Source organism: Sphingobacterium zeae (assembly GCF_030818895.1).
GTDB classification, from domain to species: Bacteria; Bacteroidota; Bacteroidia; order Sphingobacteriales; family Sphingobacteriaceae; genus Sphingobacterium; species Sphingobacterium zeae.
This window is the reverse complement of sequence record NZ_JAUTBA010000001.1, coordinates 3,818,891-3,839,046: the sequence shown is the minus strand read 5'-3', so window position 1 is coordinate 3,839,046 and position 20,156 is coordinate 3,818,891. Positions and strand designations below refer to the sequence as shown.

General features: G+C 39.8%; 20 protein-coding genes. 12 read left to right on the top strand and 8 right to left on the bottom strand.

The genetic code is table 11. From position 1 onward, the window contains the following. The first annotated feature begins 176 nt into the window (after positions 1-176). Positions 177-662: a hypothetical protein gene (locus QE382_RS16185; protein WP_307186820.1), complete on the top strand. Its 486-nt coding sequence runs from the start codon at positions 177-179 to the stop codon at positions 660-662. 133 nt (positions 663-795) lie between these two features. Here the strand turns inward: QE382_RS16185 and QE382_RS16180 are convergent, their stop codons facing one another. Next, complete coding sequence (locus tag QE382_RS16180) at positions 796-2,577, bottom strand: AMP-dependent synthetase/ligase (RefSeq protein ID WP_307186819.1); 1,782 nt, start codon at positions 2,575-2,577, stop codon at positions 796-798. Between the two features lie 260 nt (positions 2,578-2,837). Continuing rightward, complete coding sequence (locus tag QE382_RS16175; RefSeq protein ID WP_046675892.1) at positions 2,838-4,031, bottom strand: proline dehydrogenase family protein; 1,194 nt, start codon at positions 4,029-4,031, stop codon at positions 2,838-2,840. Positions 4,032-4,126: 95 nt separating this feature from the next. Between QE382_RS16175 and QE382_RS16170 the strand changes: the two genes are divergently transcribed. The 3 genes from QE382_RS16170 (at position 4,127) to QE382_RS16160 (ending at position 6,289) form a co-directional block, all read left to right on the top strand. After that, the gene (locus QE382_RS16170; protein ID WP_070568728.1) at positions 4,127-4,333 is read left to right on the top strand and encodes an RNA-binding S4 domain-containing protein; all 207 of its coding nucleotides are present in this window, start codon (positions 4,127-4,129) and stop codon (positions 4,331-4,333) included. A 50-nt stretch (positions 4,334-4,383) separates the two neighbouring features. Further along, positions 4,384-5,451 (top strand): 3-dehydroquinate synthase, encoded by a 1,068-nt coding sequence (aroB, locus tag QE382_RS16165; RefSeq protein ID WP_307186818.1) that lies wholly within the window; start codon positions 4,384-4,386, stop codon positions 5,449-5,451. 121 nt (positions 5,452-5,572) lie between these two features. Next, on the top strand, positions 5,573-6,289 hold the full coding sequence (locus QE382_RS16160) for a ThuA domain-containing protein (RefSeq protein WP_307186817.1): 717 nt from the start codon (positions 5,573-5,575) through the stop codon (positions 6,287-6,289). 155 nt (positions 6,290-6,444) lie between these two features. Here the strand turns inward: QE382_RS16160 and QE382_RS16155 are convergent, their stop codons facing one another. Together QE382_RS16155 and QE382_RS16150 are read right to left on the bottom strand one after the other, a co-directional pair. Then, positions 6,445-8,331, bottom strand: coding sequence for a TonB-dependent receptor plug domain-containing protein (locus QE382_RS16155; RefSeq protein ID WP_307186816.1), 1,887 nt, complete (start codon positions 8,329-8,331; stop codon positions 6,445-6,447). Positions 8,332-8,427: 96 nt separating this feature from the next. Then, positions 8,428-9,378 carry a zinc dependent phospholipase C family protein gene (locus tag QE382_RS16150; RefSeq protein WP_307186815.1) on the bottom strand — a complete coding sequence of 317 codons (951 nt, stop codon included), beginning with the start codon at positions 9,376-9,378 and terminating at the stop codon, positions 8,428-8,430. Between the two features lie 179 nt (positions 9,379-9,557). Between QE382_RS16150 and QE382_RS16145 the strand changes: the two genes are divergently transcribed. Genes QE382_RS16145 through QE382_RS16135 form a run of 3 tightly spaced genes read left to right on the top strand, consistent with a single transcriptional unit; the run spans position 9,558 to position 12,174 of the window. After that, on the top strand, positions 9,558-10,544 hold the full coding sequence (locus QE382_RS16145) for a glycosyltransferase family protein (protein WP_307186814.1): 987 nt from the start codon (positions 9,558-9,560) through the stop codon (positions 10,542-10,544). A 6-nt stretch (positions 10,545-10,550) separates the two neighbouring features. Continuing rightward, complete coding sequence (locus QE382_RS16140; protein ID WP_293880821.1) at positions 10,551-11,282, top strand: FKBP-type peptidyl-prolyl cis-trans isomerase; 732 nt, start codon at positions 10,551-10,553, stop codon at positions 11,280-11,282. Beyond that, positions 11,269-12,174, top strand: a complete 906-nt coding sequence (locus tag QE382_RS16135) for an aldo/keto reductase (protein ID WP_307186813.1) — start codon at positions 11,269-11,271, stop codon at positions 12,172-12,174. The genes QE382_RS16140 and QE382_RS16135 overlap by 14 nt, the downstream gene beginning before the upstream one ends. A gap of 6 nt (positions 12,175-12,180) precedes the next feature. On the opposite strand, the gene kdsB is transcribed toward QE382_RS16135, so the two are convergent. The 4 genes from kdsB to mazG form a co-directional block, all read right to left on the bottom strand. Continuing rightward, positions 12,181-12,924, bottom strand: a complete 744-nt coding sequence (gene kdsB, locus QE382_RS16130) for a 3-deoxy-manno-octulosonate cytidylyltransferase (RefSeq protein WP_307186812.1) — start codon at positions 12,922-12,924, stop codon at positions 12,181-12,183. 91 nt (positions 12,925-13,015) lie between these two features. Next, on the bottom strand, positions 13,016-13,633 hold the full coding sequence (locus QE382_RS16125) for a deoxynucleoside kinase (protein ID WP_209575502.1): 618 nt from the start codon (positions 13,631-13,633) through the stop codon (positions 13,016-13,018). A 12-nt stretch (positions 13,634-13,645) separates the two neighbouring features. After that, on the bottom strand, positions 13,646-14,644 hold the full coding sequence (gene trpS / locus QE382_RS16120; protein ID WP_307186811.1) for a tryptophan--tRNA ligase: 999 nt from the start codon (positions 14,642-14,644) through the stop codon (positions 13,646-13,648). Between the two features lie 75 nt (positions 14,645-14,719). After that, entirely contained in the window at positions 14,720-15,532 is an 813-nt protein-coding gene (gene mazG / locus QE382_RS16115) for a nucleoside triphosphate pyrophosphohydrolase (protein ID WP_307186810.1), read from the bottom strand. A 136-nt stretch (positions 15,533-15,668) separates the two neighbouring features. On the opposite strand from mazG, the gene QE382_RS16110 reads away from it, so the two are divergent. The 5 genes from QE382_RS16110 (at position 15,669) to QE382_RS16090 (ending at position 20,142) form a co-directional block, all read left to right on the top strand. Continuing rightward, positions 15,669-15,968 carry a hypothetical protein gene (locus QE382_RS16110; protein ID WP_293880809.1) on the top strand — a complete coding sequence of 100 codons (300 nt, stop codon included), beginning with the start codon at positions 15,669-15,671 and terminating at the stop codon, positions 15,966-15,968. Positions 15,969-15,972: 4 nt separating this feature from the next. Further along, complete coding sequence (locus tag QE382_RS16105) at positions 15,973-16,314, top strand: hypothetical protein (protein WP_307186809.1); 342 nt, start codon at positions 15,973-15,975, stop codon at positions 16,312-16,314. Between the two features lie 76 nt (positions 16,315-16,390). Continuing rightward, entirely contained in the window at positions 16,391-17,074 is a 684-nt protein-coding gene (locus QE382_RS16100; RefSeq protein WP_307186808.1) for a hypothetical protein, read from the top strand. A 109-nt stretch (positions 17,075-17,183) separates the two neighbouring features. Then, positions 17,184-17,933 carry an SDR family NAD(P)-dependent oxidoreductase gene (locus tag QE382_RS16095; protein WP_307186807.1) on the top strand — a complete coding sequence of 250 codons (750 nt, stop codon included), beginning with the start codon at positions 17,184-17,186 and terminating at the stop codon, positions 17,931-17,933. Between the two features lie 556 nt (positions 17,934-18,489). Further along, the gene (locus QE382_RS16090; RefSeq protein ID WP_307186806.1) at positions 18,490-20,142 is read left to right on the top strand and encodes a carboxylesterase/lipase family protein; all 1,653 of its coding nucleotides are present in this window, start codon (positions 18,490-18,492) and stop codon (positions 20,140-20,142) included. Positions 20,143-20,156 lie beyond the last annotated feature (14 nt).

Below are 20,156 nucleotides of genomic sequence, written 5' to 3'. Positions count from 1 at the left end.
TGCAAAGATACATTAAATTGAACTAATGGATTCTATATTGCGCTACAAATTAAATTCAATGTGATCGGTTAAACCTTTGTTCAAACATTAAAGTCATACCTATAGAAACGCTTGTGAAAAACGAGTTTAAAACACGAGCTGGAAATAGTTGATTTCTAAATTTAAATTATACTGTTATGAGAAAGATGATATACTTCGCGTTGGCAATAGGAGGACTTGTATTAATGGCTCCACAACAGTCTTCTGCTCAGCATAGGGGACACGAGCGGGAATGGAAACAGGACAAAGAGCGCAGAAAATATGAAGAGAAAAGGGATAAGGATTATAGAAAATATTTAGAAAAACGCGAAAAAGAAGACCGTAAATATCATAAAGAAGTCGCTAAGTCATACCGAAAAGGATACCGTCATGGAGCACCATCCTGGGCAAGTGCACATCGTTACGATAGCAGGCATCATGTATACTTTAGGGACTATAAAACATTTTACGATCCATATAGAGGGGGGTATGTCTATATGCGGAATGGTCGTTGGAATTTTTCAACAAATGTACCATCGTTTATGCTGAATGTCAATCTGGGAGCAGCTAATATTCGTGTAGTCAAAGAGGTGCCGATTAGTAGGCATCCCGAAGACTTTTATAATGATTATCGTTGGGATTAATAATAATTTATCTTTTTCAAATAAAAAGCCTCAATCTTACGGAAGATTAGGCTTTTTTATTTGCTTCTATTCTTTGATAAGCTGTTTTTTACTCCTAAGATGCTTTGTGCTATTTCAATGTGTCGTTTGCTGCCTACTCGTCTATTTCCATCTGATAGAGGTTATTGAACGCCTCTTGATGATGTTCGAGAATGACCTTCCGTTTCATTTTTAAGGTTGGTGTTAACTCTCCATTTTCAATAGTAAATTCATCGGTTAAAATAATTGGTTTCTTAATCTGCTCCCAGTTACCAAAGTGTTGGTTTGCACGACGTACCTCCTGATTGACTTTTTTTACAATGGCAGGGTCAGTCAGAAAATCATCTTTTGTCATGCTTGCAAGTTCAGGAGCATCTGTTCTGGCCCAATCCAATAAATGGGCATAGTTTGGTACAATAAAGGCAGACGCAAACTTCATCCCGTCACCGATTACCATTGCCTGTTCAATAAATTTAGATTCAACAAGCTTGGTTTCTATTGGCTGAGGAATGACATATTTTCCACCTGAAATTTTAAACATTTCTTTTTTTCGGTCAATGATTTTCAAGAATTTCTCGTCTTCCCACTTTCCAATATCTCCGGTATGCAGCCATCCATCAATGATCGTTTTATCCGTTTCGGCCTTGTTCTTATAGTATCCCATCATGACATTAGGGCCTTTTACTAATATTTCGCCGTCTTCAGCTAGTTTTATTTCGACAAAACGCACGGGAAGTCCAACAGTGCCAATACGTATTCCTTTGATGTAGTGATTGACCGAAATGAGTGGAGAGGCTTCGGTCATGCCGTAACCCTCATATAGTGGAATTCCTGCGGCTAAGAAAGCGCGTGTTAGTTTACCATGAAGAGAAGCTGATCCAGAGGCAACGGTAAGTAATTCGCCTCCCAATGCTTCATACCATTTGTTAAGGACAAGTTTCTTGGCTAGCTTTAGTTTGAGATTATAGGATAGACTTCTTTTCTCAGGATTTGGATCATATTCTTCTGCAACTGAAACAGCCCAATCAAATACTTTGCGTTTGAAACCAGTGAGATCATGACCTGTTTTCATAATTTTCTCATAGACTTTTTCAAGAATACGTGGGACAACGGTCATGATATGAGGTTTTACTTCCTTCAGATTATCACCAATCTTGTCAAAAGATTCTGCGATATAGATCGTAAAGCCAAGATACATATAGGTATATAAAACCATACGCTCGTAGGCGTGACAAGGAGGGAGGAAGGTCAGTCCGCGGTCATAAGCTTTACAAGGGGTAATTTCTGCTGCGCCGAGTACATTGGAAAAGATATTATTGTGCGACAACATTACGCCTTTTGGTTTTCCGGTGGTTCCGGAAGTGTAAATCAGGGTAGCAAGATTTTCAGGTTTAACCTGGTCACGTAGCGCTGCTAGTTTTTCCAGGGAGCTATCGGAACCTATATCATTAAGTTCTTTCCAGCTACGTGTGTCTTCCTGATCTGCGATACAAAAAATATAATTCAGTGTATAGATTGAGTCGGTTAGATTCATCAGACGGTCATATAGGCTTTTGTTGCTGACGATACACACTCTTATTTCGGCATCATTAAAGATATATTGATAGTCTGTATCTGTAATATTGGGATATATGGCCACCACTACTGCACCAATTTGCTGGATTGCAAAGTCAATCAAATGCCATTCTATACTGCTGCCGGCAATGAGACCAACTTTCTCGCTGGGTTTCACGCCAAGTTCAATCAGCCCTTTGGAGAGATTGTCTACTTGTTCAAGAAAATCTGCTGTTTTGATATAATTCCACTTGCCGTCCACTTTGTGCGCAAACATATCAAGATTGGGGTATTTGCCCATCTGTTGACGTGCAAGATCAAATAATCTAAGTTTTTCTTCCATTTCAAATCGTATTCTTTTAAGCTCCGCGGGAGCACCCTTCCAGTATGAACTTTGTTTTAAGGGAAAAGTTTGCAAACATAAATAATTGTTTCAAGAATATGGAATGATTTTGTAATTAGCTTGTTTCAAAAGTGCGAAGGGGAGCGATAGGTGAAGTGCTTTTGTGCTTTTCAAAAGTAGGGTGTTTCTTGGAGACCATTTGAGCATAGTTCCTTGAGTAGATGGACTTGATGCGCGCCAATTATAAAAAAAGCTAGTCGTTATCGACTAGCTTTTCTTCTTTGTTTTTCTTTGATCAAAAGCCCGAGCTCCCGACCTGTCGCTCCTGCGACTGAAGTATTTTCCTGTGCTCTACGGAAAAGGTATGGCATCACTGCTTTCACCGGTCCGTAAGGCATGTATTTGGCAACATTGTAGCCGTGTGCAGCTAAATTGAAGCTCAGGTTATCAGACATACCCAATAATTGTGCAAAGTAAATACGGTCGATTGATCTGTCGATACCGCGTCTGTCAATTTCCTTTGCAAGTAGCATGCTACTGTCCTCATTGTGTGTACCCGCCATTAGTCCAAAGTTGTCCAGATGGTCCAAGATAAATTCAATAGCTTCATTATAATCTCTATCGGAAGCTTCTTTATTTGGCTGGATGGGATCGGAATAACCTTTTTGCGCAGCGCGAGCACGTTCGATCTCCATATAGGCACCACGAACGATCTTAGCACCCATGTGAAATCCTCTAACTTTGGCGTATTCAAAGTCAGCTTTCAAAGATGCCAACTTATCACTACGGTACAATTGATAAGTATTATATACAATTGGTTTTTCCATATTGTATTTTTCCATCATTTCACGAGCGATATCGTCAATTGCATCTTGGATCCATGAATGTTCAGCATCTACTAAAACTTTTACACCAGCTGCATGACAAGCTTTACAGATGCGATCGGTACGATCCAACATACGTTGGTATTCTGCCTGTTCACTTTCTGTCAAGGCTTCCTTTGCATTGACTTTTTCAAACAGTTCAAATCGGCCTAATCCAGTTGGTTTAAATACTGAAAATGGAATGTATTTGTTTTTACTGGCCGCGACTACGGTGCGCAATACCTCGTTGCAGCAAGCGTCAAATGCACTTTCAGTTTCTTCTCCTTCAACGGAATAATCCAATATTGTTCCTACACCATTCTCTCCCAATTCGTTAATCGCATTTTCGCAACCTTCGATGGTCTCTCCGCCACAAAAATGCTTGAAGATTGTTTTACGGATGATACCCTGGATAGGTAATCCGATGTTCAGTGCAAAGTTGGTCATGGATGGACCTACTTTTGTCAAGAAGTTATTCGCTATTATTTTGAATAACCAATACGCTCTTTCCAAATCCTTATCGCTTTTACTTTTAAAAGCAATCTCTGTATTATCAAAGGATAATGTCTTGGGTTCAGAATTCTCAATCATAATCTTTATTTGCAATAAGGCAAATGTAGCAATTTACTAAGCATTAAAACGATGATAATTCTTGTATTCCTCAGTGAAACCACTATTTTTGTGAAATGCAAGAATTTAAAATCGAGGGCGAATATATCCAGCTCATACAGTTACTTAAAGCTTTAAATTGGGTGGAGCATGGTGCTATGGCTCAGTGGGTTGTAGCGGAAGGGTATGTAAAGTATAATGGGCAGGTCGATTACCGGAAAAGGCTCAAATTGCGACCAGGAGATGTTGTTGAATTTGATGGGATGCAAATAAAATTGGTGTAATATTAAACAATATTGGTAAATAGAAAACTTAAACCTTAAAGAATCGTAGAATGGAAGTCATAGAAAGTTTGGGCTATCAGGTATATTTTGATGATACGTTGGCCTCTTTGGAGGCGTTTTTAGCTGAGCGCAGTTACTCAAAGATCATCGTCTTGGTGGATACCAACACCTTGGATAATTGTTTACCCTTATTTCAGCAGGCCTTACCCAATTTGGCGAATTATGACTTGATAGAAGTAGATCCTGGCGAGGAAAATAAAAATATTGATTTCTGTATTGGCGTATGGCATAATATGCTCGATTTCGGAGCGGATAGGCATTCGTTGATGATCAACCTGGGTGGTGGGGTAGTCACCGATATGGGGGGATTTGCAGCGTCAACTTTCAAAAGAGGGATGGATTTTATTCAAATTCCGACGACTTTACTTTCCCAGGTAGATGCATCGGTAGGAGGTAAGACCGGCATTGATATGGGCAGTGTGAAAAATATTATTGGAACTTTTGCACAACCTCAAGCAGTATTTATTTCAAGCCAGTTTTTGAAAACCCTAGATCAGCGTCAATTAATCTCAGGTTTTGCTGAAGTAATTAAACATGGACTGATCTTCGATCGGGCTTACTATGAGCGAGTGAAAACATTGGAGATCGATCAAATCGACAATTCTTTGATCAAACATTCTGTTTCGATCAAAAACCGTGTTATCCTTGAGGATCCGAAAGAAAAAGGACTGCGTAAAATTTTAAACTTTGGCCATACAATTGGTCATGCTATTGAGGGCTACTCGTTGTTGAACGATGCTTCACCTTTATTACATGGAGAAGCTATTGCAGTAGGAATGATTTGTGAGGGGTACCTATCGCATAAATTGAATGGTTTGCCTTTGGATGAATTAAACGATTTGATCCAAACTTTTAGAAAATATTTCAACGACTACACATTTGATTCTTCCATTGATACAGCCCTGTTGGATCTGATGCGAAACGATAAGAAAAACTTGTCCAATCAGATCGGTTTCGCATTGCTTGACCAAATTGGCAGTTGTCAATATGATATCTACGTTTCTGAGGAAGATATTATTGAAAGTCTTGATTTTTACCGTGAGCTAATCACACCATAATAAAACAGAAAAGCCGTGTATCGGGAGAATGCACGGCTTTTCTTTACAGCTATTTTTATCGCAATTTCGTTGCGGAAATTAGTAAACCTAAACTTAAATCATCATAATAACCATTTATATCATGAATAGAATCTTCATTTTTCTGTTTCTCCTGTTGGGGATGTCAGCTGCTGTTCAGGCACAAAGGCAAGTATTGATCTTTAGCAAGACAAAAGGGTTTAGACACGGAAGCATCGAAAAGGGTGCAGAGGTACTTAAGCAATTGCTTGATAAAGAAAAAATAAAATCTGATCATTCGGAGGATGCAGTTCTGTTTACCGATCAGGGATTGAACAAATATGACGCCGTTATCTTTCTGAGCACAACCGGCGATATTCTCGATAATGCGCAACAGGAAGCTTTTGTGCGGTATATCCAATCAGGAAAAGGGTTTGTGGGTATCCATGCAGCGACGGATACTGAGTTTGATTGGCCATGGTATAACGGCCTTGTAGGGGGGTATTTTGCGTCTCATCCTGCTGTACAAAAAGCCAAAATTGATGTGCTGGACAGAAAACATCCGGCCACCAAGCACCTCGATCCGATCTGGTGGCACAAAGATGAATGGTATAATTTCAAGGATGTGAAGGACGGATTGCATGTGTTGATGAATTTGGATGAAAAAAGCTACCAAGGAGGAAAAATGGGGGATCAACATCCAATCTCCTGGACCCAGAGCTACGATGGAGGGAAAGTCTTCTATACCGGGCTTGGACATACCGATGAGTCCTATGACGAACCTGAGTTCCAAAAACATTTAATTGGAGGAATTTTATCTGTTCTTCCCAAGAAAAAGTAACTTATTTTATAGTTGGCGTTTTCTTAAATAGGGCATGGTACATGCTTCGATGTGGCAATAACACAATGAAAAGTCCCAAATGGTCATTCCATTTGGGACTTTTTTATAATTGATGGCGAAATGGGAAGAGAACCGATTTTGCCATTTAATCGGGTTTAATAGTTCAGTTTATATTTTGCGCCGATACTAAACCAACGACCGGGCATAGGAACGGCGGCAGCTTCTATATAGCTCTTGTCAAATATATTCTGAACATCCACAAAGATGTTTAAGTCTTGGAGTTGGTACGATCCTCTTACGTCAGCGATGAAATAAGATTTGTAACTGATACGCTCATTAAAGCGGTTTGCAGAAGTGAACATCCAGTTCTTGTGGTTTATGGTAAAGTTGGCAATAACTTGATGCCTTAAGCTTTCAATAGCATATTTGGATAGTATCCCGTCTGCTAATGTTATGCTTGGGTTGAGATAATTATAACTTAGCGTTGTAAAGTATCGTGTCGTTGCGCTGGGATCATTGATATTATATCGGAATGAAGCATTGAATCCATCAATTTTATTTTTTCCAATATTTATTGGTTTCCACGGAATGACCGTTCCGCTTCCTGTAGTGGCATCCTCTTTTTGCCAGTCAATGAAATCGTTTATCCTTCGATGGAAATAGCCCACTTGCGCAATAACTCGATTGGATAAGTATTTTATACCACTTTCTATCTGATAGGCATTTTCAGAGCTCAATGTGGGGGTTCCGACGTTGGCTGTCTGATTGGTGTAAAGATCCGTAAAGGAAGGGATACGTTGGCTAGAACCTGCGTTGACTACAATCTTCCAATGTTCGGTAATATCATAGCCCAAATCTAGACCCGGGAATACCTGCCAGCCAAATTTTGAGTTATAATTGATGTAGGCACCTGAGTTGATCATCAGTTTTTCGATCGCCTCGGTTTTGAATTCCAGGTAGCCGCCGTAATTCTCCCGGTTATGGTCGCCAATACTGGTGCTATTGATACGTTCAAATCGACTTTCTAATCCTAAGCCAAATGTACCATAACTTTGCTCCAATGTAGCATTGATTTCTGCTCCAAAGACGTTGCTGTAATGTTTGGATCTACCTTTCGTTGTTTCTCGGCCTAAATACCAATATTCATCTTCGTTGTAGCGATTACTGAGGCGTGGACTGATGGAAAATGCCTGTGTTAATTGATGCTTGGACTGCAGGGAAGCGAAAGCTGTCTTAACCTGTTCATACGCTTCCTTGTCACTCGGTGCAGCGTAGTAACCATTGGCTCCAAATTGATTGTTGATATAGCCAACATTGGCTTTTATCATATTGGCTGTATTCGGTTGATATGTCCCGTCATAATAGAGTTTATTATTATTAGAGGCTGTATTATAGCGTTGCCCATTGGAGTCTTCGTGGCCAAAATATAAACCGTGGCTTGTTTGCTTGGTTAAGAACTGTGAGCCAAGCTGAACACCTTTACCATAATACTTGCCTGCACTTGTCTGCTCATTGTCTTTGAAGGATGAACCACTATATACCTGAGCGCTAATTTGATTCGATTCAATTTTCTTTGTTACGATGTTAATGGCGCCGGTTAGCGCATTAATGCCGAAAATTCGTGAAGCCGGCCCCCGAATGATTTCGATACGCTCGATGGCCTCCAAAGGAACCGGAAGATTCATGTTATGATGGGCACTCTGCGGATCGGTGATTTTAACACCATTAACTAGAATCGCCGTTTGTTCAAACGAGCCGCCATCAATACTAATATCTGCCTGCGAGCCAAATGGCCCACGTTGGCGAATATCAACGCCTGGGATATTGCTAAGCAACTCGTTGATTGATCGATTTGGTAGTCTCTGTATATCTTCCTGCGTCAATATTTGGATATTTTTGCTTTGTTTTGAAAAAGGGATCTGTAAGCGATTTTGATTAATGATGACTTCGCTCAGAGCGGTTGTGTCTTTAATCTGAGCAGTCGCAGCTCCAATACTCAGCACTAATGCAAGGTTTGTTAACGTAATATTCTTATTCAACATGCTTTCCTAGATTTTACGCTGCAAAAGTAGCTTAGTTGACGACAACATCAGTGGTCCGGTATGAATAATGTAAGTAGTCCAGTTATAAGGTATATTTTACATCCACTCTTCACGGCCAATCGGCTTTCTACCTATGATATCAATTTGATCTTGTTTGCTATTGATTTTTATTTTCTCAATGTTGTTTAAATTTGGTTGCCCAGATTCAAGCCAAGCAGAATACCAATAGGAAGAAATACGTAAGATCGTTTTTCGCATCCTTCTTTCGACCATTCCGTTCATGGCATCGTGATACGCGTTCGCATAGCGATCCGAATACGTCCATACCAGTTGATTGTTTCGCTCAATAAATGTTTTTTTTTGAGAATCTTTAAACTGGCGATTGAGCTTGGCTTCGATATTCAATACAGAATCGACGAGACGATTGCTTTCGCGAACCATAAGCCATGCTTCTGCTAAAGGATCGTGGATATAGATTGCTTTCCCTACGCGAAGATTATATCTTTCTGAAAACATTTCTGGCAAGCGACTTTCCCAAAATGCATGTATTCCAATTTGGTTAGTGAATTGTCCATTGTAATTTTTAGTTGTATGTAAAGGAACATGCGCATCAGCAATATAGTGCCCGAGTTCTGCAGAGTGTTTGATGATCAGATTATAATTTTTTGTCTGAAAAGCTTTCACTAGCTTTTGATAGGTTAAATTAATTTGCCAGGGAACAATACCATTTTTTAGCAACTGTTTTTCCTGATATTTTTCTTTCGCTTTTGACCAATGAATGGGTATGGAATCATTTTTTCCATCTTCTTCATAATCTTCTATATCTATAAAATGCCGGGGACCTTCAGCACTATCGGTGTAGCAGCGTTTATCTGGGTCAACAGCTTTCTCGGTAATTAGTTCGATATTGTCTTTATAGAATTTCGCCATCTTCGCTGGCAAGGCGAATACGGCATAATGGTTAATTTTTTTATGTGCAAAAAATCCCCACGAGGTAAAAATCGGTATCACAATTAGTGGAAAAATCGTATACAACAGAAATTTCATGGTTTATTGAACTGGCTATTAAATAATTGTTGATATTAAATATACAGAAAGGAAGGTTAAAAAAAGATTAATAGGCTTTTTTATTGATGTTAATTTATATTTTCTTAACCTAACTAAACAATAAAATAATATTGATAATCGTTAAAATTGATTAATTTGCCGACACAAATACAGTCGTTATGAAGATATTGTATGCCGTACAAGGGACAGGAAATGGACATCTTAGCCGTGCGATGGATATTGTTCCCTGTTTGAGAGCGTTAGGAGAAGTTGATGTTTTGGTTAGTGGAATTCAAGCAGATCTATCACTTCCTTTTGAAGTAAAATATCGTTTTCACGGGTTGAGTTTTATTTTTGGTAAGTCTGGTGGGGTAGATTTGTGGAAAACCTTTATGAGTTCGACCATTCGTAAATTTACAAATGAAATTAAGAGCTTGCCAATTGAAAACTATGATTTGGTGATCAACGATTTTGAGCCGATCTCGGCATGGGCTTGTCACTCTAAAGATTTGGAGTGCATTGGTTTGAGTCATCAGATAGCGGCCTTGGATCCTGCTAGCCCTAAGCCCGATGAGAGTGATATGCTGGGCAAATTTATTATGAAAAATTATGCGCCGTCTACACATTCCTATGGTTTTCATTTCAAGCGTTACTCCAAGCATATTTATCCACCGGTGATTCGGAATGCTGTGCGCGAATTGAACGTAACAGATCAGGGACATTACACTGTTTACTTGCCTGCTTATGACGACGCCCATTTATTAAAGCATTTGATGAAGTTTCCGGAGGTGAAGTGGGATGTTTTTAGTAAACATAATTCGAAGGCATTTGACATGAAAAATGTAACGATAAGACCGATCAATAACCAATCTTTTATTGATAGTATGGCATCTTCTTCTGGAGTTTTGTGTGGGGCAGGTTTTGAAACACCGGCAGAAGCGTTATATTTGGAAAAGAAACTGTTAGTTATCCCGATGAAAAACCAATATGAGCAGCATTTGAATGCAGCGTCATTGGAAGAGATGGGGGTGCCTGTAATTTCGAGCTTAAAACAGAAAAACATGCTGGCGATTGAAGCCTGGCTCAACAGTAAATCTAGGGTTGAAGTTGATTACCCTAATATCACGCAGGAAATTATAAATGAAATCGTGCAGAAGCACCGTTAAACAAACATGAAGTATATTGCATTAGCCCTATTATCCTTGACAACAGTCACAGGATTTGCCCAACAAAAAAAAACGAACACGACGGCGAAGAAGAAGGTCGTCGCAACTAAATCAAGTGCAACAAATCAACTGAAAACGAAGGCCGATTCTGTGTCTTATGCGTTTGGTGCCGATATCGGAAATTCACTAAAATCTATTGAGATTGATTACTTGAAGTCAGATGTTATTGCAAAAGCAATTTCGGATGTCTTGAAAGGGGAGAAATCGCTATTGGAAGAAGGCCAAGGAAGAGCTGTTATCCAACAGGCGATCATGGACGTTCGTGCTAAAAAAGAGGCTGCTAGCCGTGCTGAAGAAGATAAATTTTTTGCAGAAAATGCTAAGGTTGCTGGTATGAAATCTACAGCCGAAGGAATTCAATATCTTGTTCTCAATGAGGCAGAAGGTCCAAAGCCAAAAAGTGACGATGAGGTAACCGTGCATTATAAAGGTACCTTACTCAATGGAAAGCAATTTGATAACTCATACGACCGTAAGGAGCCATTGAAACTATCCTTGGGTCAGGTGATCAAAGGGTGGCAGATTGGAATCCCGTTAATGTCCAAAGGTGCAAAGTATAAATTTTTTATACCTAGTAGATTAGCCTATGGCGAACGGGCGACAGGTGAAATTCCTGCAAACAGCACATTGGTGTTTGAGGTAGAATTGCTTGATATTGGTGCAGATGGAACAACGTAAATTAGGAAATACAAGCTTAGTCGTTTCGGAAATAGGTTTGGGCTGCATGTCTTTAAAAAGCAATCAGTCCAAGCAATCCAAAGATATTATCCAAAAAGCTTACGAGAACGGGATCACCTTCTTTGATACCGCTGATCTCTACGATAAAGGCCTAAACGAGATGATCGTCGGGGAGAGTGTGCAAAGCTTTCGCAAGCATATTGTTTTGGCGTCGAAAGTTGGTAACCTTTGGCGTGCAGATGGTTCCGGCTGGGATTGGAAGGCTTCGAAGGACTATATTATCAAGGCTGTGGAAGGTTCGTTGTCACGTTTAAAAACGGATTACATCGACCTCTATCAGTTACATGGTGGTACGATAGAAGATCCGATAGAGGAGATTGTTGAAGCGTTTGAGCTGTTGAAGCAACAGGGGAAAATCCGTGCTTACGGTCTTTCATCAATTCGCCCAAATGTTATCAAGGCATTTTTGTCCAAATCTGACATTGCTTCAGTAATGATGCAATACAGTCTATTGGATAGAAGACCAGAAGAAGAAATCAGTGGCATGTTGGAAGAACAGGGGGTAAGTATCGTCGTACGCGGTGTATTAGCCAAAGGCGTTCTCATCAGCAAGCCAATAGAACCTTTTCTTCAGTATAGTTCGGGAGAGGTGGCCCATATTGTGCGAAACTTGGCAAATCTTTCCAAACGTATCGGAAAAGACAATATGGTTGTTGCACTTTCTTATGTGCTTTCTAACGCGGCTGTTGCTACAGCACTCGTTGGTGTGAGTACCAAATTGCAATTGGATGAATTGATCAGAGCAAAAGCGCAGATGATCAAATTAAGTGATTTGGATAAGCAGGTTCTATTGGAAGGTGTCCGGTCGTTATATTATACCGAACACCGGTAAGCTTTACTATTTATTGAAAAATAGTCTTAATATTTTAGAGAGGTCTTCTTTTGTATCTACGGCGACAGTTTCATGCGTTGTAATTGCCGTTTGAATGGCGTAGCCATTTTCTAACCAGCGTAGCTGTTCCAGAGCCTCTGCTTCTTCTAGCATAGAAATAGGAAGTTGTGTCAGGGCTTTTAATGTATCTACCTGGTAAGCATATATTCCGATATGTTTATAGAATGTTTGCCTTTGTAACCATTGGTCTTTTTCCACAGCTCTTAAAAAAGGAATGGTCTGCCTACTAAAGAAGATGGCTTCTCCTTTGGTGTTTCGGACAACTTTAGGGATGTTTACATTGAAAAGTTCCTGTTCGAGCGTAATTTCCATTACTAAGGTTGCAATTTGTGTATCTGGTGCTTCGAAGCAGGTCGCTAATAGATCAATTTGCGCTGGATTGATGAATGGCTCGTCGCCCTGAATGTTAATGACAATATCATAACCAGGCATTTGGGTTATAACTTCAGCGCAACGGTCTGTCCCAGATTGATGATGCGGTGCGGTCATGACAACTTGGCCTCCAAAAGACAATACATTGTCCGCAATGCGCTGGTCGTCCGTAGCGACAACGACTTCGTCTAATCTTGTTGATTTTTTGACCTGCTCATAGACCCGTTGGATCATTGTTTTTCCTTCAATGTCGATCAGCGGCTTTCCAGGAAATCTGCTTGATGCATATCTGGCGGGGATAATACCTAAAAATTTCATCTTTTAATTTTTATCAATGGCTGGGGAGATTCCGTATTTATCAAAAAGGCCTGTAAAATTAAGGTTCTTACAGGCTTTTCTTATTTAGTTTTTATTCAAATAATCCGAATAGTTCGGCTTCGATTTTCTGAATGATACCTCCAAGATCTTCAGGGTTTTTTGTGAAATCCAAATTGTCCTTGTCCAGAACCATTACTTTACCTTCTTTGTAATTATTGATCCATTTATCGTATTTATCGTTGAGTTTCGATAAATAATCCAGGCGAATTGCAGATTCGTAATCACGGCCCCTTTTTTGGATATTATTAACCAAAGTAGGAACGGATGCTTTGAGGTAAATCAATAAATCCGGTGGTTTGATATAGTGGATGATGCTTTGAAAAATATTACTATAATTTTCAAAGTCACGCGCGCTCATCAGGCCCATATCATACAAGTTTTCGGCAAAAATATACGCATCTTCATAGATGGTACGATCTTGAATCATATCGATGCCTGTTTCCTGTAATTTTACAATATGTCTAAAGCGACTGTTTAGGAAAAAAATCTGAAGATTGAATGCCCAGCGTTTCATGTCTGAATAAAAATCTTCCAGATAAGGGTTGTTGTCTACAGCTTCAAATTGAGGTTCAAATTTGAAGTGGCTGGCCAACAACTCTGTTAATGTCGTTTTTCCGGCACCTATATTTCCAACGATAGCTATATGCATATTATTTCTAGCTTAATAAAATCTTTTAATACCAATTATCTCACGAACCTCTTTCAGCGTTTTTCGCGCAGATTCGCTAGCCTTTTCAGCGCCCATTTTCGCAACTTTTGCAATGTAAGCATCATCATTTGAAATATCTTCAATTCGTAAGCGCACGTCATTAGTCGCCAATACCATATCTTCCGCCAATTGTTTCTTAAAATCGCCATAACGAATTTCACATTTATTATAGAGATCGTCAAAATGTTGCAGTGTATCAGGGGTTGATACGACTTTCATCAAATCAAAGAGATTTTGAATGGCTTCGGGTTTTGGTTGATTCATTTCAGTTGGTCCAGAATCGGACACTGCACGCATTACTTTTTTGCGGATTACCGTTTCACTATCCGAGAGATAAATACAATCTGCTTCGCCGTTTGACTTACCCATTTTCCCTTGACCTGCTAGCCCAGGAACTTTAACCAATTTATCTGAATAAGAAAAGGCGAATGCTTCCTTGAAATAATCCACGTTATACAAGCGATTGAAGCGATTGCCGAAAGTTCGTGTCATTTCAAGATGTTGTTCCTGATCTTTACCTACAGGAACCTTTGTGCCATGATGAATTAATATATCACAGGCCATTAGGACCGGATAGGTCAATAATCCTGCGTTGACATTATCAGGATTGCTTCTGACTTTGTCTTTAAACGCAGTTGCACGTTCAAGTTCGCCAAGATAGGCGTTCATGTTCATGTATAGATAGAGTTCCGCAACTTCTGGAACGTCTGATTGAACGTAAATTGTCGATTTTTCTGGGTCTATTCCTGCTGCTAAGTATTCGACAATAACTTGGCGAACCGTCCCTTGAAGCCCCTGTGGGGTGGGGTGGGTCGTCAGTGAATGTAAGTCTGCAATGAAAAAAAAGCAATTATATTCGTTTTGCATTTTCACAAAATTGCTCAATGCGCCATAGTAATTTCCTAAATGTAATTTCCCGGTACTTCTAATACCGCTAACAACTGTTTCCATATTCCTGCGAATTTACGTATAAATTTGACAAAGTCGAATTAAATTCCGTTGCTGATTTCCTTTTTAGGATTGGCCTTATTTTTTGTTTTTTTTAGCTTCATTCCAATAAATGTCCATTTCCTCTAAACTCATTTCCTGCAACTGTTGCTTATTTGCAGCTGCTTTTTGCTCTAAATAGTTAAATCGCTCCATGAATTTTTTGTTAGTTCGTTCAAGTGCATTTTCGGGGTTTATGCCCATATGCCGTGCATAATTTATCAAGGAGAATAAGAGGTCGCCAAATTCACCTTCCGCTTTTTCTTGATCGATTGGAGCGGCAGTCTCTAGATTGAATTCAGCTTTAAATTCAGCAAGTTCTTCCTCTACTTTTTCCCAGACTTGTCTCTTGTCTTCCCAGTCGAACCCAACACCTCGAACCTTATCTTGGATACGATAGGCCTTGACCAGAGCGGGTAGTCCTTTTGGGACACCAGATAGAACGGACTTGTTACCTTCTTTAAGTTTGATGGTCTCCCAATTGGATTTAACTTGGTCTTCTGTGTCCGCATTGGTATCGGAGTAGATGTGGGGATGACGTGTAATCAGTTTATCGCAAATTGCATTGAGCACATCTACGATATTGAAATGTCCCTCTTCCTCCGCAATGCGCGCATAGAACACGAGATGCATCAATACATCGCCAAGTTCTTTCTTTATTTCGGGGTAATCTTTTTCTAAGATGGCGTCTGTCAATTCATACATTTCCTCCATTGTCAGATGCCGAAGAGATTCCATGGTCTGTTTTTTATCCCATGGACATTCTGTTCTTAAGGTATATAAGACGTCGAGTAATCGTTGAAATGCTAATTGGGGAGTATGCTGATAAGCGGGTGCCTCTAGATTTGCCATATATTATTGTGTTTGGTAGCACAAAAATAGAAATATGATTTCGAATAAACTATTTCAAATTGTGGAAAACAAAACCCTTTTGCCAATCGTTTTATAATAAAAAATAGAATTTGGATCGGATTTAGAATAATCAACTATGGAAAGAATGCATGGGTACTCATCTGCAAGTGTTGCGTTGGAAAAGTTAAACAACTTGGGCTATACAATTGACTACAATATTGAATTTGACGATTTGCTGGCTAACGCGGATCAATACAGGATTGATTACTTATTTCGCTATGAAGGTGAGTCAGATCCCGGCGATGAATCCTCGGTATATGGAATTAGCAAAAATTCGGGACAGAAAGGTGTTTTTGTTGCCGGTAATTTGTCTTTGATTGAAGGTAAGAAGCGCGATATTTTATTGCAATTGGAGCTCAACGAACGGGAAGTTTAGCAGGATGCAAAAAAATGGATTTGAGGAAACTGAACGGCTCAAGCAACTGAAGAGTTGGGCTTTGCAACGTGATAGTAAACATGCGGATGCCGAATATCATGATCTTGCTTCAGATCGCTGGTTGATGCCTGGTACAATTGTCGTTTTGCTTAGCGTCAGAGAGTCCGATTTTCCATCTGTCTATAATAACGATCAGGATGCTGATATGCGTAGCTCCCCTAACTGGCTTCTAAATCAGTCAAATAACGATATTTGGGTGGATATGCACCAAACTGCTTTGAATAATATTCACTATCCAGACAAAAATTCTTTAGTCTGGCAAAATTTTTGCAACCGACCAATCTAGAGAGCGGAAACTTAATTATGTTATCCACTTTCTGGATTTTTTATGGAATTGTAAACCTTTTCTAAATTTTTATTTTATGATGTTATACATTGGTATTTTTGCTGTGATCGTTGTGGTTTGCGTATTCATTTCTCTTATGATGATGAAGAAGCAAAAAGAGACGGCCAAAAAGTATGAAGGAGAATCTGGAATTTCCTTGGCGCCAGCAGTAAAGGATGAATTGTTAAATGATGAATTTAACGAATTAAGAAAACGAATGAATGGCGCTCCCATCGATGCCTTTACGCAATGTGCGTATATTGCAACGGTGGGGGATAAAGTTGCTTCGGCTGCAGCGACCGCAGCGAAGACTGTTGCCTGGGCAGCTGTGGGGGTAAAGGCTCGTTATAGCGAACGGGATAATGCTTCTTATTTGGTGCTCAGCAATGATGAGTTACATTATGTGTTTTTTGATGATGGCGAAGCGAGGGACCATTTGGTTTTCGATCAGGCAACTTTACTTGATGCGAGGCCAGCGAAGATCAGCAATTCCGAAAAAGTGACACGCATGGGATCTGTTATGGGATTAAATCCAAAGAAAATGCATCTTGAAGTTAATGGAAATGGACTTGATATTATATACTATGGTACTGTGCAGCGTATGCCACATGGTATTATCTCTCCTGGTGCCGGCATGTTTGAAACACAGGCCAAACTTCAATTAATGGGGCGTTTCTTCTTGGATAGATTTTATAAAAAATATCCGCAGCTACAAAATTGATGAGATGAGAAATGTCATCTTAGTTTCGTTTTAAATAAAGTAAATGGTCTTTGCCTACTTAGTCACTTTTGCTTTTTGTAAATTGTATTGATCATAAAATTTATATCATATGAAAATTTTAGCAGATAAAGTAGCTTTAGTAACAGGGGCTGGTTCGGGGATCGGACTGGCTGTTGCATTGGCTTATGCCAAGGAAGGTGCAAAAGTCGTTGTCTCGGATATCAACGAGCGAGCGGGGCATGAAACCGTAAAACAAGTCGAATCTCTAGGTGGAGAGGCTGCATTTTTTAAAGCAGATAGTTCGTCCCCGGCTGATAATGAAGCGTTGGTTGGTTTTGCGGTCAAAACATTTGGTCGACTTGATATCGCATGTAACAATGCTGGGATCGGAGGAGAAGCTGCACTGACAGGAGACTATAGTTTAGATGGTTGGAAAAAAGTGATTGATATAAATTTCAATGGGGTATTTTATGGCTGTAAGTATCAAATAGAAGCGATGGAAAAGAATGGCGGTGGTGTAATCGTTAATATGGCTTCCATCCATGGTACTGTTGCGGCTCCTCTATCGAGTGCCTATACTTCAGCAAAACATGCAGTGGTGGGTTTGACAAAAAATATCGGTGCAGAATATGGGCAAAAAAATATCCGTTGCAATGCAGTCGGACCAGGTTATATCGATACCCCTTTATTAGCTCAACTGGATAAAGAACATATTAATGCTTTAATCAGTAAGCACCCCATTGGGCGTTTGGGAAAAGCAGAAGAAGTGGCTGAATTGGTTCTTTTTCTAAGTTCGGATAAATCGTCCTTTATGACCGGAGGCTATTATTTAGTTGACGGTGGTTACACGGCTGTTTAATTGCGATTAAAAAACAAAAGGTCTCGAAATTTTTATCGAGACCTTTTGTCTATATTTCCTGTTTATTGTCTGGGGTCTGAACATTGGTTTTTACATCCATGGGTAAATTTCTTTGGCGAGTAGGATTGATTTTGTTACCCATATTACTATTTCTTTTTAGCAACAGATATGTATTTTCAAAGATTGCGAGCAATATCCAGATCGAGAATCCTTGGGTCAAGCGGATTCTTGTTTTTGGTTTGAATAAAGTGAAGTTTGATATCCTTGATTTGGATCATAACGAAAGTTTCTATACTATTTGAAAGTCAAAATTTATTCAGGTTCTCGAAATACTGGCGGCACCAATTAGCAAACCATTTTGGATATGTATCTTTGTACAATGGCTTATTTTACTTTTTATCTGGTTTACCAATTAGGCTATGGGAATGTCTCATGTATGTTGTCCAGTGATTGATCTTATTTTCTGCTATAAAAAATGCACCGGTCGTCGTTCTATAGATTTTATTTAGTATTTTAACTGAAAGAAGCATAAAAATAGAATTAAAAGCCTCTCATTATGAAAAAGATCTTTTTTACTACTGTCGTTTTTTTTATTGTATCATGTGTTTTTGCTCAAGCACCTCAGGTAAAGGTTGAAGCCGGCATACTGGAAGGGATTACCTTGTCAAGCGGGGTGCAGTCTTTTCGAGGGATTCCATTTGCGAAGCCACCTGTTGGTGATCTGAGATGGAAAGAACCGCAAGCAGTGGTGCCTTGGAATGGTATTCGTAAAGCAGATCATTTTGGCAGCTCCCCTATGCAAAAGCCCATCTATGGAGATATGAGATTTCGTTCGTCCGGAATGAGTGAAGATTGTCTCTATCTGAATGTGTGGCGTCCAAAGGCAGCCGACGAGGGCAAACTTCCTGTATTGGTTTATTTTTATGGTGGAGGTTTCAATGCCGGTGATGGATCGGAAAATCGTTACGATGGGGAAAGTTTTGCAAAAGAAGGACTTATCGTTGTTACAGTGAATTATCGTCTTGGTATTTTTGGCTTCTTTGCACATCCAGCATTAACCAAAGAATCTCCTCAACATGCATCAGGAAACTATGGACTTTTGGACCAGCATGCTGCCTTGTTGTGGGTAAAAAAAAATATTGCTGCATTTGGTGGAGATCCTGATGCGGTCACCATTGGAGGGGAGTCGGCGGGTAGTATGTCCGTCTCCGCACAGATGGCCAGTCCGTTATCCAAAGGATTGTTTAAGCGTGCTATTGGTCAAAGTGGAAGTGTCTTTAACTTGAGATACGGCACTATATCTCTTTCTGAGCAAGAACAGCAGGGGATTACATTTGCAGATCGTGTAAATGCCAAAGAGCTTGATAAACTGCGTGAGATACCTGCATCTGAACTTCTTGATAAAGCCAGTGAGCATGGGGCATTCGCTACCCGATTGATCGTTGATGGGTATTTCTTGCCGAAATCTCCGCTCGCGATTTTTGAAGCTGGCGAACAGTCTAAAGTGCCTCTACTCGCAGGCTGGACTTCGACAGAAGCGCCATATACAGCGTATATGGGTAAATCTTACCCCTCTCCAGAGAATTATGAAAAGTTGGTCAGAACGCAATATGGAGCTAAAGCCGACGAAGTTCTGAAACTATATCCCGGAAAAACCGAGATGGAAGTAATTCGATCGTCTACAGCATTGGCCAGTGATAATTTTATAGTCTATAGTACATGGAAATGGCTCGATCTGCAACGGAAAAATAGTGGTCAGCCCGTATTTGTCTATATATTTGGTAAACCACGGCCGGCCATGCAACCAGCATATAGCGATGTACAGACTGGGCTTGCGGGGGGAATTAGTAAAAAATCTGAAAAACAGCCTAAAGAGAAAATGCCAGAACCACTACCTGGCGCTTTCCATGCAAGTGATATCGAATATTTATTAGGCAATCTTAAAAGTAACGATGTTTTTGCCTGGACAGATGATGATTATAGGGTATCGAGACTGGGGCAGAATTATTTTGTCAATTTCATTAAGACAGGTGATCCAAATGGGAAGGAGCTTTCTCTATGGCCGAAAACACTAGGCAAAGATAAGCGCATGAACATTCTTAATTTAAATGTCGATGCGAAAGCATCTCCTGAGGAGTTTCGGCACAGATATCTTTTTCTTGATAAGCTATTTATGGATCAAGCACAGAAGGATCGAGAAAATCTGTAATGTGTCTTTTTAAT

Coding starts and splice junctions, on each gene's coding strand:
- QE382_RS16185 (WP_307186820.1), top strand. CDS start 177: ATGAGAAAGATGATATACTTCGCGTTGGCAATAGGAGGACTTGTATTA.
- QE382_RS16180 (WP_307186819.1), bottom strand. CDS start 2,577: ATGGAAGAAAAACTTAGATTATTTGATCTTGCACGTCAACAGATGGGC.
- QE382_RS16175 (WP_046675892.1), bottom strand. CDS start 4,031: ATGATTGAGAATTCTGAACCCAAGACATTATCCTTTGATAATACAGAG.
- QE382_RS16170 (WP_070568728.1), top strand. CDS start 4,127: ATGCAAGAATTTAAAATCGAGGGCGAATATATCCAGCTCATACAGTTA.
- aroB (WP_307186818.1), top strand. CDS start 4,384: ATGGAAGTCATAGAAAGTTTGGGCTATCAGGTATATTTTGATGATACG.
- QE382_RS16160 (WP_307186817.1), top strand. CDS start 5,573: ATGAATAGAATCTTCATTTTTCTGTTTCTCCTGTTGGGGATGTCAGCT.
- QE382_RS16155 (WP_307186816.1), bottom strand. CDS start 8,331: ATGTTGAATAAGAATATTACGTTAACAAACCTTGCATTAGTGCTGAGT.
- QE382_RS16150 (WP_307186815.1), bottom strand. CDS start 9,378: ATGAAATTTCTGTTGTATACGATTTTTCCACTAATTGTGATACCGATT.
- QE382_RS16145 (WP_307186814.1), top strand. CDS start 9,558: ATGAAGATATTGTATGCCGTACAAGGGACAGGAAATGGACATCTTAGC.
- QE382_RS16140 (WP_293880821.1), top strand. CDS start 10,551: ATGAAGTATATTGCATTAGCCCTATTATCCTTGACAACAGTCACAGGA.
- QE382_RS16135 (WP_307186813.1), top strand. CDS start 11,269: ATGGAACAACGTAAATTAGGAAATACAAGCTTAGTCGTTTCGGAAATA.
- kdsB (WP_307186812.1), bottom strand. CDS start 12,924: ATGAAATTTTTAGGTATTATCCCCGCCAGATATGCATCAAGCAGATTT.
- QE382_RS16125 (WP_209575502.1), bottom strand. CDS start 13,633: ATGCATATAGCTATCGTTGGAAATATAGGTGCCGGAAAAACGACATTA.
- trpS (WP_307186811.1), bottom strand. CDS start 14,644: ATGGAAACAGTTGTTAGCGGTATTAGAAGTACCGGGAAATTACATTTA.
- mazG (WP_307186810.1), bottom strand. CDS start 15,532: ATGGCAAATCTAGAGGCACCCGCTTATCAGCATACTCCCCAATTAGCA.
- QE382_RS16110 (WP_293880809.1), top strand. CDS start 15,669: ATGGAAAGAATGCATGGGTACTCATCTGCAAGTGTTGCGTTGGAAAAG.
- QE382_RS16105 (WP_307186809.1), top strand. CDS start 15,973: ATGCAAAAAAATGGATTTGAGGAAACTGAACGGCTCAAGCAACTGAAG.
- QE382_RS16100 (WP_307186808.1), top strand. CDS start 16,391: ATGATGTTATACATTGGTATTTTTGCTGTGATCGTTGTGGTTTGCGTA.
- QE382_RS16095 (WP_307186807.1), top strand. CDS start 17,184: ATGAAAATTTTAGCAGATAAAGTAGCTTTAGTAACAGGGGCTGGTTCG.
- QE382_RS16090 (WP_307186806.1), top strand. CDS start 18,490: ATGAAAAAGATCTTTTTTACTACTGTCGTTTTTTTTATTGTATCATGT.